This window comes from Streptomyces sp. NPDC012637, from assembly GCF_042954805.1.
GTDB lineage: Bacteria > Actinomycetota > Actinomycetes > Streptomycetales > Streptomycetaceae > Streptomyces.
Map to the genome: position 1 here is coordinate 294,514 of NZ_JBIBDS010000007.1, position 16,995 is coordinate 311,508.

11 protein-coding genes are annotated in these 16,995 nt (G+C 75.2%); 9 read left to right on the forward strand and 2 right to left on the reverse strand.

Features of this window, described 5'->3' with window-relative positions; translation table 11 throughout:
- Nucleotides 1–24: 24 nt before the first annotated feature.
- The gene (locus ACFY8W_RS27165) at nt 25–1,569 is read right to left on the reverse strand and encodes an FUSC family protein (RefSeq protein WP_391110349.1); all 1,545 of its coding nucleotides are present in this window, start codon (nt 1,567–1,569) and stop codon (nt 25–27) included.
- A 248-nt stretch (nt 1,570–1,817) separates the two neighbouring features.
- On the opposite strand from ACFY8W_RS27165, the gene ACFY8W_RS27170 reads away from it, so the two are divergent.
- The 4 genes from ACFY8W_RS27170 to ACFY8W_RS27185 all read left to right on the forward strand — a co-directional run bounded on the left by ACFY8W_RS27170 (nt 1,818) and on the right by ACFY8W_RS27185 (nt 4,404).
- Nucleotides 1,818–2,294: an Lrp/AsnC family transcriptional regulator gene (locus ACFY8W_RS27170; protein WP_386865574.1), complete on the forward strand. Its 477-nt coding sequence runs from the start codon at nt 1,818–1,820 to the stop codon at nt 2,292–2,294.
- A gap of 78 nt (nt 2,295–2,372) precedes the next feature.
- Nucleotides 2,373–3,077, forward strand: coding sequence for an HAD-IA family hydrolase (locus tag ACFY8W_RS27175; protein ID WP_391110351.1), 705 nt, complete (start codon nt 2,373–2,375; stop codon nt 3,075–3,077).
- Nucleotides 3,078–3,260: 183 nt separating this feature from the next.
- A complete protein-coding gene (locus ACFY8W_RS27180; RefSeq protein WP_391110354.1) occupies nt 3,261–3,887 on the forward strand; it encodes a DinB family protein in 627 nt (208 codons plus the stop codon).
- A gap of 67 nt (nt 3,888–3,954) precedes the next feature.
- Nucleotides 3,955–4,404 carry an SRPBCC family protein gene (locus ACFY8W_RS27185; RefSeq protein ID WP_391110357.1) on the forward strand — a complete coding sequence of 150 codons (450 nt, stop codon included), beginning with the start codon at nt 3,955–3,957 and terminating at the stop codon, nt 4,402–4,404.
- A 237-nt stretch (nt 4,405–4,641) separates the two neighbouring features.
- On the opposite strand, the gene ACFY8W_RS27190 is transcribed toward ACFY8W_RS27185, so the two are convergent.
- Nucleotides 4,642–6,702, reverse strand: coding sequence for a SpoIIE family protein phosphatase (locus ACFY8W_RS27190; protein ID WP_391110360.1), 2,061 nt, complete (start codon nt 6,700–6,702; stop codon nt 4,642–4,644).
- A 435-nt stretch (nt 6,703–7,137) separates the two neighbouring features.
- On the opposite strand from ACFY8W_RS27190, the gene ACFY8W_RS27195 reads away from it, so the two are divergent.
- Genes ACFY8W_RS27195 through ACFY8W_RS27215 form a run of 5 tightly spaced genes read left to right on the forward strand, consistent with a single transcriptional unit; the run spans nt 7,138 to nt 16,892 of the window.
- The gene (locus ACFY8W_RS27195; RefSeq protein WP_391110363.1) at nt 7,138–8,763 is read left to right on the forward strand and encodes an FAD-dependent monooxygenase; all 1,626 of its coding nucleotides are present in this window, start codon (nt 7,138–7,140) and stop codon (nt 8,761–8,763) included.
- Nucleotides 8,764–8,778: 15 nt separating this feature from the next.
- Entirely contained in the window at nt 8,779–10,344 is a 1,566-nt protein-coding gene (locus ACFY8W_RS27200) for an FAD-dependent oxidoreductase (RefSeq protein WP_391110366.1), read from the forward strand.
- The gene (locus ACFY8W_RS27205) at nt 10,341–13,865 is read left to right on the forward strand and encodes a ferritin-like domain-containing protein (protein ID WP_391110369.1); all 3,525 of its coding nucleotides are present in this window, start codon (nt 10,341–10,343) and stop codon (nt 13,863–13,865) included. Before ACFY8W_RS27200 ends, ACFY8W_RS27205 begins: the two co-directional genes overlap by 4 nt.
- A 4-nt stretch (nt 13,866–13,869) precedes the next feature.
- A complete protein-coding gene (locus ACFY8W_RS27210) occupies nt 13,870–15,624 on the forward strand; it encodes an FAD-dependent monooxygenase (protein ID WP_391110372.1) in 1,755 nt (584 codons plus the stop codon).
- Nucleotides 15,624–16,892 (forward strand): cytochrome P450, encoded by a 1,269-nt coding sequence (locus ACFY8W_RS27215; RefSeq protein ID WP_391110375.1) that lies wholly within the window; start codon nt 15,624–15,626, stop codon nt 16,890–16,892. Before ACFY8W_RS27210 ends, ACFY8W_RS27215 begins: the two co-directional genes overlap by 1 nt.
- The last annotated feature ends 103 nt before the right edge of the window (nt 16,893–16,995 follow it).

Consider the following 16,995-nt stretch of genomic DNA (forward strand, 5'->3'; position numbering starts at 1 on the left):
CTCGGCGTGGCGCCGGTCCGCCCGTCAGGCCGCCGGGACGAGCGGGGAGCTCGGGGCCGTGCGCAGGGGCGTCGCCAGGGCCGTGAGGGCGTGCTCCAGGGCGTGGAGGTGGCCGAGGGCGGCCTCCGCGCCGGGGTGGTGGGCCGGGAGCGCGGCCGCGGCGGCGGCGTCGGCGCGTACCGGGGAGACCGGCGGGACCAGGGCGTGGACGGCGGCCTCGACGCGCCAGGCGGCGGCCGCGAGGCGGGCGTCGTGCGAGGCGTCGGGGTCGGCCGCGACGGCGGCGAGGCCCCGGCTCGCCCGGGCACAGTCGTCGAGCAGGTCGAGGACGTGGCGGGCGCGGGCCTTGCGGGCGCGCAGCGGGCTCAGCGGATGGACGAGCGGCGCCAGGGTGAGCCGGGCCCGGGACAGCAGCAGGTCGAGCTCGGCGGCGTGGGCGGCCGGGTCGGCGTGCGGGTCTCCGGCGAGCCGGCGGGCCGCGGCGGTGGTGCAGGCGTGCACACAGGTCACGGCCCGCTGGATCCAGGCGTTGGTGGCCGCGTGGGTGGTGACGGGCAGGAGGGCGACGCCGACGGCCGCGCCGAGCGCGCCGACGGCCGTCTCCTCGAACCGGAGCAGCAGCAGCCCCGGGTGCAGGACGCCCAGCAGGCCGTACAGCAGGCCCGCCATCACGGTCACGAAGAACATCATCCAGCTGTACGAGAGCGGCGCGGTGTAGAAGATCCCGAAGACGCAGACGGCCACGAGGGCTGCCGTGGGCGCCGGGGCGCCGCCGAGCGGCAGGGCGACGAGCAGTCCGGCGGCGATGCCGGTGACGGTGCCGACGACCCGGCGGAAGCCGCGGACGAGGGTCTCGCCGCGCGAGGCGGTGTTGACGAAGATCCACCAGGCGGTGCCGACGGCCCAGTACCAGCGCTCCTGGGACAGGATCTGCCCGGCCGCGAGGGCGACGGCGCAGGCCGCGGTGACCTGGAAGGCCTGCCGGGTGGTGGGCCGGTCGAGACCGGTGCCGGGCAGCGGCGCGGGCGCCGCGGGCGGCGGCACGCGCCGCTCGACGCACCAGGCGACGAAGCGGACGGCGCCGACCACGCCGAGCGCGAGCAGCACGGCGCCGAAGAGCTCGGGCAGCTGCGCGGGCACCGCGTGCAGGAACTGGGTCACGAAGAACTGCATGAAGGCGAAGATGCCGAGGGCGTGCCCGCGCGGGCCCCAGCGGCGCGCGTACACGCCGGCGAAGACCACCAGGAGCCAGGCGAGGTCGCGCAGCAGCGGCGTGCCGTGCAGCACGGTGGCCAGCGCGAGGACCGGGAAGCCCGCGAGCGGCAGCAGCGCGGTCGTGACGGCCTGGCGGCGCACGGTCGGGTCGGTGACGGTGAAGAGGGCGAGGAGCGCGGCCAGACCGGCGGTGATGGACGCGGTGAGCGAGAGCCCGGCCAGTTCGGCGGCGGCGACGGCGAGGCCGACGGCGAGCACGGCGCGGCTCGAGACCCGCAGCCGGACCTTGCCGGGGTCCGGCGCCACACACATCGTCCGCAGCAGCCCGCCGACGAGACCCAGACCCTTCTTCATGACGGACGTTCCGCCCCCGCTTCCGTACACACACCCTCTTCACGCACACGCAGGTACACATGACGAAGGCGCCGCGGGTCCGGGGCCCGGCCACCTCGCCGGTCCGGCGCGTGCGCGGCGCCATCAGTCTTCCAACTCTCACAAGAGGAAAGCATCCGTCCGCCCACTGGCTCAACCGGCAGCCAGCCGGGTGGGCCATTGGTACAGTCGAGACGAAGGACTCTCGACCAGAAGGAGGCCATCGGACCATGGCGGTGGACGAGCTCGACACCCGCATCCTGCGACTCCTCATCGAGCAGCCGCGCACCAGCGTGCGCGAGTACGCGCGGATCCTGGGCGTGGCGCGGGGCACCGTGCAGGCCCGGATCGACCGGCTGGAGCGGGACGGGGTGATCACGGCCACGGGGCCGGTGCTCTCGCCCGCGGCGCTCGGGCACCCGGTGCTCGCGTTCGTGCACATCGAGGTGACGCAGGGCCACCTGGACGAGGTCGGCGACGCGCTCGCGACCGTCCCGGAGATCGTCGAGGCCTTCTCCATCACCGGCGGCGGGGACCTGCTGACCCGGGTGGTGGCGCGGGACGCGGGGCACCTGGAGGACGTGATCCAGCGGCTGATCCAGCTGCCGGGCGTGGTCCGCACCCGGACCGAGATCGCCCTGCGCGAGCGGGTACCGCACCGACTGCTCCCGCTGGTGGAGGCGGTGGGGCGGCGGGGCGGTTCCTGAACGGCGGAGCGGGAGCTCCCGGCCGCACCCGGGACGAAGGACCCTAGAGCCTTGACCGTCCTCTGCGAGGCTGGGCGCATGGACATTCCGCGCTTCTCGGTCGTCTTCGATCTCGACGGCACGCTGGTGGACAGCGAGCCCAATTACCACGAGGCCACCCTCCGGGCCCTCGGCCCGTACGGAGTGACGCCCCAGGACTACGACTGGGAGCACCACACGCGCTTCATCGGGATCGGCACGCGCGAGTCGCTGGAGCTGCTGGCCGGCCGGTACGGCGTCGGCGCACCGGTCGACGGACTGCTCGACGCGACCAACCGCCACTACCTGGAGCTCGCACGGGCCTCGACGCCGGTCTTCCCCGAGATGCGGAAGTTCGTGGAGCTGCTGCACGCGGACGGGGTGCCGATGGTGGTGGCCTCGGGTTCCTCGCGGGCGGCGATCGAGGCCGTGCTCGCCGGGACCGGTCTCGCCCCGTTCCTGCCGACGGCGGTCTCGGCCGAGGAGGTGGCCCGCGGCAAGCCGGAGCCGGACGTGTTCCTGGAGGCGGCCCGCCGACTGGGCGCCGCGCCGGAGCGGTGCGTGGTCCTGGAGGACGCGCCGCCGGGCGCGGCGGCCGCGCACGCGGCGGGGATGCGGTGCCTCGCGCTGCCGTACGTGCCGGGCACGGCGGACGACCCGGCCTTCGCCACGGCGGATCTGCTGCTGCGGGGCGGCCAGGCGGAGTTCAGCGCCCAGGGGGCACTGGAGTGGCTGCGGCGCCTGACGGACCCACAGCCCTCCTAGCCGACGGCGCGGGACCGGCCGAAAGGCTCCCGGACGATCCCCCGCGGACGGCTCGGCACGACCGGGCTCGACCCGGCACCCCACCGGGCTCGACCGGGCCGAAATCCCGTGGCCGGGGCGCGGGTTGTGTGACAGGGTGCGGGCGCACCGTACCCTTCCCGTCCGATCCCCCTGGAGCGTTCCATGGCGACACCGCCCCGCCTCGTCCCCCTGCTCGAGCAGTTCGACTTCGCGCGGGAGCGGCTGGTCGACCGGCTCAACGGCCCGGTCATGAACAGCGGCAACGGGACGGACGTCGCGGTCGGGCCGGTCACGGACGAGGAGTACCTGTGGGAGCCGGTGCCGGACTGCTGGTCGGTCCGGCAGCGCGGGACGGGCCCCGGGCCGCGCGCCACGGTCCTGACCGGAGCCGGCGAGTGGGGACGGGACACGACCCCGCCGCCGCACCCGGAGCCGGCGCCGTTCACGACCCTCGCATGGCGGCTCAGCCACCTCGCCGAGATGTTCCTCCTGCGCACCGACCACACGGCCGGCACCCGCACCCTGACCAGGGACGACTTCCACAGCCGCGGGGACGCCGCCTCGGCGGTCAAGGACTTCGACGAGGCCATGGCCGCCTGGCGCGAGATGCTGCTCTCGCTGACCGACGAGGACCTGGACACCGTGGGCTTCAGCAGCTATCCGCACGGCAGCGATCCCGAGAACCCGTTCATCGAGGTCGTCTGGTGGATGAACCAGGAGCTGCTGCACCACGGCGCGGAGATCGCCCTGCTCAGGGACCTGTACCGGGCGCGGGCCGGCGGCCGCTGAGCCTGCGCGGTGGCTCCGCCGCGTGGGACGATGGGAGAGATCCACCTCGCCCAAGCAAGGAGGCGACATGTCCAGGATCAACGCCTCCGTCGACATCGCCCGCCCGCCCGAAGAGGTCTTCGCCTACATCACGGACCCCACTCATCTGCCCGACTGGCAGGAGAGCGCGGTCAGGGTGCAGCGGATCAGCGGCACCCCCGGCGCCGCGAACCAGAAGTTCACCGTGACCCGGCACATGGGGCGCCGTGACTTCGACACGAATGTGGAGCTCACCCTGGACCCGCCGCGCAGCTGGCAGGTCCACGGCACGGACGGACCCGTCCGTCCCGACCTCGAAGGCACCGTCGAGCCGCTCGACGACGGCAGCCGCTCTCGGGTGACGCTCTCGCTCGACTTCGAGGGCCACGGCATCGGCAGGGCACTCGTGCCCCTGGTGGTCAAGCCGCACGTCCGCAAGGAGATGCCGCAGGACGAACAGAACCTCAAGGAGATCCTGGAACGCGGCGCCCCGGCCTGATCCACCGCCGGAACCGGGGTCACGCCCTCGCCCTCAAGGCCGGGCCGGGTCGCCTCCGCGCCGCACGAGCCGGGGTCACGCCCACGCCGTACGAGCTCGGGGCACCTCCGCGCCGTACGAGCCCGGGTCACCTCCGCGCCGTACGAGCCGGGGTCACGCCCACGCCGTACGAGCCGAGCTCACGTCCTCGTCGTACGGCCCAGGTCACGTCCACACGTCCTCGTCGCACGGCCCGGGTCACGTCCTCGTCGTACGGGCGAGCAGCATCGCCACGTCGTCCTGGGCCGGGCCCTCGGGAAGGCCGGCCAGCAGTTCGTCGCACAGCTCGTCCAGCGGGCGGTCCATGTCCCGCAGTGCCGCGGCGACCCGTGCCATGCCCTGGTCGAGGTCCTGGTCGCGGGCCTCGATGAGGCCGTCCGTGTACAGCACGAGGAGTCCGCCCGCGGGGAGCGCGACCTCCTCGGTGCCGAACTCGTGCGCGCCGGTGCCCAGGGGGGTGCCGGGCGGTCCGTCGAGGAAGGTGACGGCGCCGTCGGGGGTGACCACGGCCGGCGGCGGGTGCCCGGCGCGGGCGATGGTCCAGCCGGCTCCCGCCGGGTCGTACACCGCGTACACGCAGGTGGCCATCTCGTCCTCGCCGAGGTCGGCGACGACCGCGTCCAGGGAGCGCAGCATCCGCGCCGGCTGGATGTCGTGGCGGGCCAGGGTGCGGACGGCGGTGCGCAGCTGTCCCATGACCGCCGCCGCGTGGATGCCGTGGCCCATGACGTCGCCGATGACCAGGCCGGTGCGGCCGCCGGGCAGGGCGACCACGTCGAACCAGTCGCCGCCGACGTCGTGGTCGCTGGCCGGGAGGTAGCGGCCGGTGAGTTCCAGGCCGGTGACGTCGGGGAGGGCGTTGTTGGTGAGGCTGCGCTGGAGGGTGAGGGCGGCCTGCCGCTGGGTGGTGTAGAGCCGGGCGTTGTCGATGTTGGTGGCGGCCCGGGCGACCACCTCGTCCATGAGGACCCGGTCCTCCTCGTCGAAGGGCTCCCGGCTGCGCAGCCGGGTGACCGAGACGGTGCCGAGCACCTTGCCGCGCGCCACCAGCGGGATCAGCCGGGCGGAGCCGATGCGGGTGGCGAGATAGCGCCGCAGGGCTTCGAGGCGCGGGTCCTTGATGAGCGCGGGCACGTCGGCGATGAACAGGTCCATGGCCCGGGCGTCGGTGATGACCTCCTCGTAGACGGAGTCGAGCGGGATCTGGAAGGTCTGTCCGGGGGCAAGGAGGGCGGTCGGCGCGGTCGGGTCGGGAAAGCGGGCGGCGAGGCGGCGCAGCACGCCGCGGGTGGCGGCGGTGGACTCGTCGGGCTCCAGGACGGCTTCGAGGAGCTGGACGTCGGCGGAGTCGGCCAGCTGGGGGACGAGGAAGGAGACCACCTCCTCCGCGGTCTGCCGCAGGTCGAGGGTGGTGCCGATGCGGGCTCCGGCCTCGGCGAGGAGGGCGAAGCGGTGGCGGGCGCGTTCGACCTCGATGTGGGCCTGCTGGCTCTCGGTGATGTCGATGAGGGAGGCGATGATGCCGAGGGGGCGGCCGCCGTGGTCGAGGAGCGGGGCGTAGGAGTTGGACCAGATGTGGTCGTGGTCGGGGTCGGCGGGCGTGCGGCCGGCCCGGCGGGCGTCCACGACGGCGGTTCCGGTGTCGAGTACCTGTCGCATCAGGGCCTCGAGGGCGCCGGCGTTGACGCCGGGTACGACCTCGGTGAGCCGGCGGCCGACGTGGTCGGCGGGCGGGACGCCGTTCATCCGGGCGAGGGCGTTGTTGACGCGCAGGAAGCGCAGGTCGGGGCCGAGCGTGGCGAGGCCGATGGGCGACTGGGTGAAGAGCGACTCGAGGGCGGCCAGGTTGTCGCGCATCCGCAGGACCTGGGAGGTCTCGAAGGCGATGAGCATGGCGCCGGGCCTGCCCGTCGGGTCCGCGGCGGGGACGATCCACATCTCCATGGCGACCGAGTGACCGTCGCGGTGGCGCACGGGAAGCGTGCCGACGACGGTCTCGCCCGCCTGGACCTTGCGGGTCAGCCGCTCGGCGAGCTCGTGGTTGGCGTCGGGCACCAGGAGCGGGGTGGCGAGCAGGCCGACGGCCTCTTCCGGGCGGTATCCGAGCAGGTCCTGGGCGGCCAGTGACCACTCGACGATCCGGCCCTGCGCGTCCTCGCGCCACAGCGCGATGGGCAGCAGGTCGTTGAGCACGCCCGCGTACCCGACGGCCGCCCTGGGCGGCTGGGGAACCCTGCTCGGCGACTGGTGAGTGTCCAACGCATCGACCTACGCATCGGCCGGGCCCCGAGGGGCGCAATCCGCGATTCCTATCGAATCACCCTATATGAGACATAAGGGGCGGGCGCTCCTCGGCTTCGCCGCGCGCGGCGACATCCTCCCGCCCCGGAGGGGCGCCGCGCGGCGACACGCACCCTCCCGGCACGGCCGCCCCCGGGCGCATCGCACCGCGGAGTCCTCCGGACCGTCACGGGCCGTCCCGCCCTTCCGGACCTTCCGCACACGCCGTCACCCAAACAGATGATGTGATGCACAGGGAGTCATATCGGCAGGTCGAATGCTTCTCGCGCCGGGTCGCACGCCCTGGCGAGACGTGATCATCGGCGCGCACTCTGAAGAACATGCCGGAGTCGCTGGTTCCGGCTCATGGTGCGGAGTGGCACGACGCGGGTCAACGGGTGGGGAGCGGGCCGTATGCCGGATGTGGACGTGTGCGTGGTCGGTGCGGGGCCGGTCGGGCTGACGCTGGCGATCGCCCTGCGCAGGCTCGGTATCGGCGTGCGGGTGGTGGACCGCGCGCCGGCCGCCAAGCGCGAGGCCCGGGCCCTGGTCGTGTGGCCCCGGGCGGCGGAGGCCCTGGACGCCCTCGGCGTCGTCGGCACGCTGGGGCGCCACGCGGTGGAGCTGGGCGAGGTGACGATCCACGCCTCCGGCCGCCGCCTCGGCGAGCTCACCACCGGCTGGCACCGCTCGGCCCACAGCCGCCCGCTCAACATCGAGCAGCACGACATCGAGCGGCTGCTGTGCGCGGAGCTGGCCAGGCTCGGCACCGAGGTCGAGTGGGACAGCGAGGTCACGGACGTCAAGGTCCACGACGACCGGGCCGAGTTCACCCTCGCCCTCGCCGACGGCTCCGCCGAGTCGGGCACCGCCTCCTGGATCGTGGGCTGCGAGGGCACCGCCAGCGTGGTCCGCGACCGGCTGGGCATCCCGTTCCGGGGCCGCCGCCGCACCGGCCTCCAGGTCGTCCAGGGCAACGCCCACGCCGACTGGCCCTACGGCCGCCGCCCGGGCCACGGGCACATCTTCCTCGCCCCGCGCCGCTCCCTGCTCGTCTTCCCGCTGCCCGGCGGCGGCTTCCGCTTCTTCTGCTTCCGCGACGACCCCGACCCCGGCCTCACCGCCCCGCCCACCCTCGACGAACTGCGCGGACTCGTCGCCGGCACCGCCCGCCTCCCCCGGCTGCAGCTCGCTCCCACGGACCCGCCGTGGCTCAACCGGGCCCGGTTCAGCGACCGGGTCGCGGCCCGGCTGCGCTCGGGACGCGCACTGCTCGCGGGCGACGCCGCCCACGCCTGGGCACCGGTCGGCGGCCACGGCATGAACGTGGGCATGCTCGGCGCCCACAACCTCGCCTGGAAGCTCGCCGCCGTGCACCGCGGCGAGGCCGACGAGCGGCTCCTCGACACGTACGACACCGAGCAACGCGCCCTCGCCCTGCGGTACATCCGCGAGATGCGGGTCAACTTCATGGAGCTGCCGCTGCCCGCACCCGGCTACCACGCCTTCACCGCCACCGTGCCGCTCGCGCTCGCCCTGCCCGGCTTCCAGCGGCGGATCGACCGGCAGCTGAGCGACCTCGGCCGCAACCACCGGGCGAGCGCACTGTCCTGGCAGCGCGCCCCCACGAGACCCGGGCGGGGCCGCGCACCGCGGGCCGGCGACCGGATGCCGGACGCGCTGGTGTCGACCGGACACCCGGGCACCGGCCCGGTGCGGCTGCACACGCTGCTCCGCTACGACACCTGGACCCTGGTCCTGCCCGCGGCCGGGCCCGGCGACGACGCGGCCGTACGGGAGGCGGTCGTGGAGCTCTGCGCGCGGGGGCCCGTACCGGTCCGGGTGCTGCCGGTCACCCCGGCCGACGCGGCCGAGGCACGGCTGCTCGGCCGCCCCGGCGAGCTGCGGCTCGTCAGGCCCGACGGCTACGTGGGCCTGGTCGCCCCGGTCGACAGGCCCGCCACGCTCGGCGCGTACCTCGACGCCCTCGCACCCTCCTCCGCCTCCCCCTCACCCTCCTCCTCAGCTAGCGCACAGTGACGGGAGTCAGATCCCTTGTCCCAGCACCGGACACGCACCCGAGGCACGGTCACCGTCATCGGCGCGGGGATGGCCGGCCTGGTCGCCGCCTACGAACTCGAGCGCCTCGGCCACCGCGTGGAGATCCTGGAAGGCAGCCGACGGCTCGGCGGCCGCGTCCGTACCCACCGCTTCGGCGCCCACGAGGGCGCCCCCTTCGTGGAACTCGGTGCGATGCGCGTGCCCACCGCGCACCACCGCACCATGCACTACATCGATCACCTCGGACTCCGCGACCAGGTAAGGCCGTTCACCACCCTGCTCTCCGAGGAGAACGCCCTGCTCGCCACCAGCACCGGACACGTCCGGCTGCGCGACGCACCCCGCCGGCTGATCGCGGACGTGCGGTCCGCCCTCGCCCGCGACGACTACCGCGACGAGACCGTCGTCTTCGGCGCCTGGCTCGCGGCCGTCGTCGACGCGGTCGCCCCGCCGACGCTGCGCACCGGGTTACGCGCCGACCTCGCCCACGACCTCCTCGACCTCGTCGAACGGCTCGACCTCACGCCCCATCTGCTCGGCGACGGAAAGGACCGCATCGACGTGCACGGCCTCTTCGCCGCCCACCCGGGCATCCGGGCCGGCTGCGGTCCGCGCCTCAACAGCTTCCTCGACGACATCCTGACCGAGACCAGCCCGCGGCTCGTCCGGCTCGCGTGCGGCATGGACCAGCTGGTGCAGCGGCTCGCCGCGCGCGTCCGGGGCCCGATCTGGCTCGGCCAGGAGGTGACCGGGATCGACGTCGCCGCGGACCACGTCCGGCTGCGGATCGGACGCGGCCCGCTCGCCGCCGCGCGCCGCTCGGACCTGGTGCTGTGCACGGTGCCGTTCTCGGTGCTGCGCGGCATGGCCCTGACCGGTCTGGACGAGGACAAGCTGGCCGTCGTACGCGAGGTGGACTACTGCCCGGCGACCAAGGTGGCCGTGCACGTCCGGGAGCCGTTCTGGGAGCGGGAGGGCATCCGTGGCGGCGCCTCCTTCAGCGGCGGACTGATCCGGCAGACGTACTATCCGGCGCCGGCGGAGGACCTCGCGCCGGGCGGTCCGCACGGGCGGCACGGCGAGCACGGGCGGCGCGGCGAGCACGGGCGGCGCGGCGAGCACGGGCGGCGCGGCGAGCACGGGCGGCGCGGCGCGGCGCTGCTCGCCAGCTACACCATCGGCGAGGACGCCGACCTCCTCGGGCGGATGCCGGTCCGCCTCAGGCATGACACCGTCATCGGCGAATTGGGCCGGATGCACCCGCAGTTGCTGCGGCGCGGCATGGTGCTCGGGGTCGCGAGTATGGCGTGGGGCGGGCACCCGTGGACGGCGGGCGGCTGCACCATCCGCTGGGGCAAGGACGCCGAGGCCTGCGAGGAAGAGCGGCGCAGGGCGGCCAGGCCGCAGGGGCGGCTGTTCTTCGCCGGCGAGCACTGCTCGACCGAACCCGCATGGATCGAGGGGGCCGTGGAGTCGGCGCTGGACGCGGTCGCCGGGATCGACCGCCTCGCCGGGGCCCGTCACGGCCGTCCGGACCCGGCCCTCCTGGAGGCGGCGTGAGCGTCTTCGACACCCCCCGGGTGTACTTCGCGGGCACGGCCGTGACGGGACTGCCGACGGGGCCGCGCGCCGCCGCGGCGGCCGGACTCCTGGACCTGGCGACCAACACCGTCCTCGGCGGCGGGACCGCCGCGGAGCCGCTCCGCGGCGAGGCGTCGCCCGGCGAGCCGTTCCCCACGGACCGGCCGGCCGCCGACTGCCACGCGATGCTCGGCGAACGGGGCGCATCCGGCGGCCACTTGTCGGGCAACGGCCACTTCTCGGTCGACGCGCGGGTCACCTCCGCCGACGGCCCTGACGGCGCCCCGGCACCCGCCGGCGACCCGCTGCTCGGCCGGGCCGTCGACCTGTGGGGCCACTACAACCCGTATCTGGGCACGACGGCCAACCGCGCCCGGGTGTTCGACGTCGACCCGGCGTCGGCGTGGACGACGACCTTGATGATCGGCCGGTTCGCCCTCGGCAGGGAAGGCCGCTCGCACGACTCCGGGCACGTGTGCCTCGGAGACGTGACCGGCTTCCAGCCGCCGCGCTGGCAGTCCTTCGACCCGGCGCCCTCGGTGCTGCACCAGTTCGCGGTCCCGTCCGGTCCCGCCCTCGACTGGCCGGACGTGCCCGGCACTCCCTCGCCGCTTGCGGGCGCGCTGCGCGCGGCGGCCGAGGAACACGGCGGGCTGCTCGTCCAGTTCGGCCTGGAGGCGGCCGGCCCGCCCGGCTCCCCGGGCCACGGGTACGCGGGGCCGGGCGACACACCGCAGCGGTGGCGGCTGCACGGTGTGATCGCACCCTGGCGGCCGCAGGAGCCGCGTACGCATCCGGCGGGCCGGCTGCTCGTCCCGTACGGCGCCGACCGCACCGGTCACGGCGGACGGCGGGCGCGGGTCTGCTCGGTGCGGGTGACCTCCGACGAGGCCGTCTTCAACCTGCCCTTCGGCCGGCCGGGCCCCGGCGACCTCGAACTGCGGACGGTCGTCTCGGACGAGCTGGTCGCGGTGTTACGGGAGGCCGACGGCCCCCACGGGAGCGACGGCTCTCCCGGCGACGGCGGTCTCGTGGCGCGGGTGCCCGTGACCGCGCCGGGCGCCGCCTGGGCCGCGGACGAGGGCCTGTGCCTGGTGGAAGCGGCAGGACCGCCGGGAGACGGGCGACCGGGAGACCAGGAGCCGGCCGGCTGCGAAGCGACCGGCCGGCGCGGTGCGGTGCTGCTGCGTGAGCGGGAGTCGGTGGTGGTCACGGACGACGCCGCGCTCTTCGTGGAGCACCCGGACAGGGAGCGGGGCGAGGACCATGCCGTGGAGGTCGCGGTGCGCGCCGCCGTACGCGGCCGGCCGGCGGCCCTGGAGCCGGTCGTCGTCCGGCAGTTCGCCAACCCGCGGGCCCTGCCCCGCGACCCCGTCGCCGCCGCGCCGGAGGCGCGCACCGGAGACCTGCGCGTCGTCGAGCTGCGGCCCGGCCGGCTCACCGACGGCAAGGAGGAGACGGCGGACGGGGCGCCTGACGGGCCCGTGGCGGATGGCCCGGTGCCGGAGGGGCATGCGGCGGACGGCGCGGTACCGGAGAAGCATGTGGTGGACGGCCGGTTGCCGGAGGGGCATGCGGCGGACGGTCCGGCGGACTTCGGCGACTCGTGCCGTCTGGTGACCGACGTCCACGGGCGCGGCTGGTTCACCGTGCGGGGCGCCCGGGCCGGCACGGCCCGGCTGCTGCTCGCCGTCGACGGTGACGAACCGCCGCTCTGCCCGGCGGACTCCGCCGGTTCGGCGGCGGCCGCGTACGACGACGCGGACGCGCTCGGCTGGTGGGCGGGGGCCGGCGGGGCGCACGTGCGGGTCCTGCCCGACGACTGGCACCTGGACGCGGTCCCCAAGGAGGACGTCGGTTTCGATCTGCTGCACCGGGAGGTCTTCGCCTTCTACGAGCAGCTGTTCCCGTTCATGCGGGACGAGGTGTTCAGTCTGGCGGACCGGTGCAAGGTCGAGACGTACGCGAAGCTGATCTGGCAGATGTGCGACCCGGCGAACAAGGACCGCACCTACTACATGCCGCCGACCCGCGATCTCACCCTCCCGAAGGCCCGGCTGCTCCTCACCTACCTGCGGGCCCGCGGCGCCGCGGACGCCGTGCTCCCGGTGACCGCGCCCGCGCCGGCCGCCGCCGCCGCGCGGCCCCGGATCACCACCCGCGCCCAGCTGCGGGAGGCGCTGTGGCAGGCGGTCACGGTGGAACTGGCGACCTCGCTGCAGTATCTGTACGCGGGGTATTCGCTGCCCACCCACGGCGCCGGTTTCGCGTACGTCGGCAGCGGGGTGTGGACGCCCCGGCAGCTGCGGCTCGCCTGCGGCGACGGCGGCGAGACGCTGAGCCGGGGGATCCGGGACACGCTGTTCGCGGTCGCCCGCGAGGAGATGATCCACTTCCTGGTCGTCAACAACATCCTGATGGCGATGGGCGAACCGTTCCACGTGCCGGCGATCGACTTCGGGACACCAGGGCGGCTTCCGCTGCCGCTGGACTTCGCGCTCGAACCGCTCCATCTCGGCAGCGTGCAGCGGTTCATCGCGATCGAGCGGCCCGAGCGGCTGGCCGGCGACCGGAGCGGCGGGAGAGGCGGGAGCAATCGTGGGGCCGCGAGCGGCGTCGGGGACACGGCCGGGGGGCGCGAGGACGCCGGCGGGCCCGCGCCGTTCGGCTCGCCGAGCGAGCTGTACGCGGCGATCCGTGACGGCCTGACCCGGGTGCCCGACCTGTTCCTGGTGGAGCGGGGCCGCGGGGGCGGCGAGCACCATCTCTTCCTCGGCCGGGCGGTCGACGCCCGCCATCCCGACTACCAGCTGGAGGTCGACGACCTGTCGAGCGCGCTGTTCGCCGTGGACTTCGTGACCGAGCAGGGCGAGGGTGGGGTGCTCGACGCTCCGGGACCGCCGCCGGAGTCCCACCACGACACCTTCGTCCGGCTCGGCGAACTCCTCATGACCGAGCGGGCCGACGGCCCGGGCGGGCAGGGAGCACCCTGGAGCCCGGCCTATCCGGCGCTGCGCAACCCGACGCTCGACCCGGCGCACCCGGGACGGGCGGTGGTCCGCGCCCCACATGCCCGCGCGGTGATGCGGCTGTTCAACCGCTGCTACTTCCTGATGCTCCAGCTGATGGTGCAGCACTTCGCCGAGGGCCCGGACGCGAGCCTGCGCCGGTCCCGGCTGATGAACGCGGCGATCGACGTGATGACCGGGACGATGCGCCCGCTGGCCGAGCTCCTGGTGACGCTCGACTCGGGGTGGCGGGGCCGGACGGCGGGCCCGTCCTTCGAGCTGGAGGAGCCGCCGGTGGCCCTCGCGCGGCCCGACGTGGCGCGCCGGGCGTTCGCGATGCGTTTCGCGCACCTGGCCCGGATGGCCCGCGAGTGCGAGGGCGTGCCCGGACGCGTGCCGGAGCTGATGGCCTTCTACGCCGAACAGTTCGGTGGCGAAGGGGCCCACACCGCGCTGTCGCGTGCCGATGTCCGTGGCGAAGGAGGGCGCTGAGCCGATGAGCACGCATGAGACGAACCGGGACCGGACGAACCGGGACGGGACGAACACGGAGGGGACGAACACGGACGAGACGAGATCCGACGGGACGAGATCCGACGGGACGAGTGCGCCCGGACCGGACACGCACGGGACGAGCGCGCACGACGCTCCCCCGCCGTCCGGCGCGTGGGAGACGGACGTCCTGGTCGTGGGCGGCGGGCCGGTGGGACTCGCCCTCGCGCTCGACCTCACCCTCCGGGGCGTCGACTTCGCCCTGGTGGAGGCGGGCGACACGGCCACCGGGGATCCGCGGATCACCACCGTGGGGCCGCGCGCCATGGAGATGTTCCGCCGCTGGGGCGTGGCCGACGCGCTGCGCGGCGCGGGCTGGCCCGACGACCACGCCCTGGACGTCGCCTGGGTGACGGCGGTCGGCGGGCACGAGATCCACCGGCTGGAGTTCGGCACGGCCGCGACCCGGCCGTGGCCCGAGCACACCCCGGAGCCGGAGGCGATCTGCCCGCAGCACTGGATGGCGCCGCTGCTCCTCGACCGTCTCGGCCGCCACCCCGGCGGGCCGGTGCGGCTGCGCCACCGGCTGCTCGGTTTCACGGCCGCGCCCGACGGCGGCGTCACGGCGACCGTCGGCTCCCACGACGGCGGCGGCGGTCGCCGCGCCACCGTGCGGGCCCGTTTCCTGGTCGGCTGCGACGGCGCCGCGTCCTCCGTACGGAAGGCCTGCGGGATCGCCACGCCCGAGCTGCACCCGACCAAGGTGCTGCGCAACATCGTCTTCCGGGCGCCCGAGCTGCCCAAGCTGCTCGGGCCGCGTGCCCCGCTCGTCCACTTCCTCACCTCACCGACCGGCCTCCGCTATCCGCTGCGCTCGGTCGACGGACGCGGGCTCTACCGGCTGACCGCCCCGGTCGGCCCGGCGGCGCCGCTGGACGTGGTGCGCCGGGCGGTCCCGCTGGACACCCCGCTGGAGGTGGAGTCGGACACCGTCTGGCACCTGACGCACCGGGTCGCCGAGCACTACCGGGCCGGGCCGGTGTTCCTGGCCGGGGACGCCGCGCACACCTTGTCGCCGTCCGGCGGCTTCGGCATGAGCACGGGCGTCTGCGACGCCGCCGACCTCGGCTGGAAGCTCGCCGCGGCACTGGCCGGCTGGGCGGGTCCCGGACTGCTCGACGCGTACGAGACGGAGCGTCGTCCGGTGGCCCTGGCCGCGGTGGCGGAGGCCAACCGCAACCTGCGCCGCACCCAGGAGCGCCGTGTCCCGCCCGCGCTCCTGGACGACACCCCGGTGGGCGACCGGGCCCGGGCGGTGCTGGCCCGGGAACTGTCGGCCTCCGACGTACGGCGGGAGTTCGACCGGCCGGAGATGCACTTCGCGTACCGCTACGGCTCCCCGGTCCTGGCCGCCGAGCCCGGAGCGGACGAGGCGGGCACCGCTCCGTTGAACCGTTCGACGCTGCCGGGCGTGCGGGCACCTCACGTCTGGCTGGCCCCGGGACGCTCCACGCTCGACCTCTTCGGGCGGGAGTTCGTCCTGATGTGCTTCGAGGCGGGCGAACAGGACGGCACGGTCCGGGCCTTCGCCGAGCGCCGGGTGCCGCTGCGGGTGGTCCGGTGTGCCGACCCGGTGGCGGCGGAACGGTACGAGCGGCCGTACGTGCTGGTCCGCCCCGACGGCCACGTGGCCTGGCGCGGCACTGCGCCGCCCCGGGACCCGGGCGCCCTGGCCGACCTGGTGCGGGGAGCGGGCTGATGAGCGTCGAGCCGTCGTACCGCCCGCTGCCGGCCTTCGACCCGGCCCGGCTCGACCTCGCCGACCCGTACCCCGTCTACCGGCGCTACCGGGAGGCCGGACCGGTGCACGCCGTGCGGCCGCCGGAGCGCGGTCCGACGACCTGGTACGTGTTCGGGTACGCGGAGGCGGCGCGGGTGCTCGCCCGCCGGGAGTTCGGACGGGTGGACCCGGCGAGCGGCAGCGCGGCCCCGCTGCCGCCCGGCTACGCGGTGCTGCGCCGGGTCGTCGAGAACTGGCTGGTCTTCCTCGACCCGCCCCGTCACACGGGCCTGCGGGCCCTCGTCGCCCCGGCCCTGGGCAACGGACCGGTCGACGCGCTGCGTCCGCGGATCCGCCGGATCGCGCGCCGGCTGGTCGACCCGCTCGCCGACCCGGCGGCCGCCGCGCCCTTCGACCTCGTCGCCGAGTTCGCGGCGCCGTTTCCGCTGCTCGTCATCGCCGGAGTGCTGGGCATACCGGAGCGGCGGCACGGCTGGTTCCGCGAGCGCGCGCTCGCGCTTCAGCGCGCGGGCGGGACCCGGGCCGACCGGAGCCACGCGGGTATGGCCGGGGCGGAGCGCGCGGCGGCGGAACTCGACGCCTTCTTCCGGAGGGAGCTGGACGCGCGGCGCGGTCCGGGGGGCGACCGCGGGGACCTGCTCTCGGCCCTCGCGCGCGCGGCCGACGAGCGGACCTCGCTCACGCCCGAGGAGCAGTCGGCCACCTGCATCCATCTGCTGACGGCCGGCCACGAGACCACCACCGGTCTCCTCGGCAAGGCGGTGCTCGCGCTGCTCGCCCGCCCGGAGCTGTGCGCCGAACTGCGGGCGGACCCGGCGCTGCTGCCGGGCGCGGTGGACGAGTTCCTGCGGCACGACCCGCCGGTCCAGATGGTCACCCGCTGGGCGCAGCACGACACCGGGCTCGCCGGGCACGCGATACGCCGGGGCGACCGGCTCGTCCTCGTCCTGGGTGCCGCCAACCGCGACCCGGCCCGCTTCCCCGCTCCCGAACGGCTCGACATCCACCGGGACGCGGCCCGGCACTGTGCCTTCGGCCTCGGCATCCACTACTGCGCGGGGGCCGCCCTGGCCCGCGCCGAGGCCGAGACCGGTCTCGCGGTGCTCCTGACCCATCTGCCCGCGCTCCGGCCCGGCGCCCGGCCCGCCGTGGAGGTGCGGTACGCCCCGGACTGGGTGTTCCACGGCCCGGAGCGGCTGACGGTCACGGTCCGGGCGGCGGCGTAGGGTCGGTCGCCGGGGCGCCGCGCCCGCTGTGACGAGGGCAACGCCCTCCTGAGGGATCTTGACGCTTTCCATACGCGCCCCGTCCTGCTCGTGACGCGTCCTT

Coding starts and splice junctions, on each gene's coding strand:
- ACFY8W_RS27195 (WP_391110363.1), top strand. CDS start 7,138: ATGCCGGATGTGGACGTGTGCGTGGTCGGTGCGGGGCCGGTCGGGCTG.
- ACFY8W_RS27170 (WP_386865574.1), top strand. CDS start 1,818: ATGGCGGTGGACGAGCTCGACACCCGCATCCTGCGACTCCTCATCGAG.
- ACFY8W_RS27185 (WP_391110357.1), top strand. CDS start 3,955: ATGTCCAGGATCAACGCCTCCGTCGACATCGCCCGCCCGCCCGAAGAG.
- ACFY8W_RS27215 (WP_391110375.1), top strand. CDS start 15,624: ATGAGCGTCGAGCCGTCGTACCGCCCGCTGCCGGCCTTCGACCCGGCC.
- ACFY8W_RS27165 (WP_391110349.1), bottom strand. CDS start 1,569: ATGAAGAAGGGTCTGGGTCTCGTCGGCGGGCTGCTGCGGACGATGTGT.
- ACFY8W_RS27180 (WP_391110354.1), top strand. CDS start 3,261: ATGGCGACACCGCCCCGCCTCGTCCCCCTGCTCGAGCAGTTCGACTTC.
- ACFY8W_RS27175 (WP_391110351.1), top strand. CDS start 2,373: ATGGACATTCCGCGCTTCTCGGTCGTCTTCGATCTCGACGGCACGCTG.
- ACFY8W_RS27210 (WP_391110372.1), top strand. CDS start 13,870: ATGAGCACGCATGAGACGAACCGGGACCGGACGAACCGGGACGGGACG.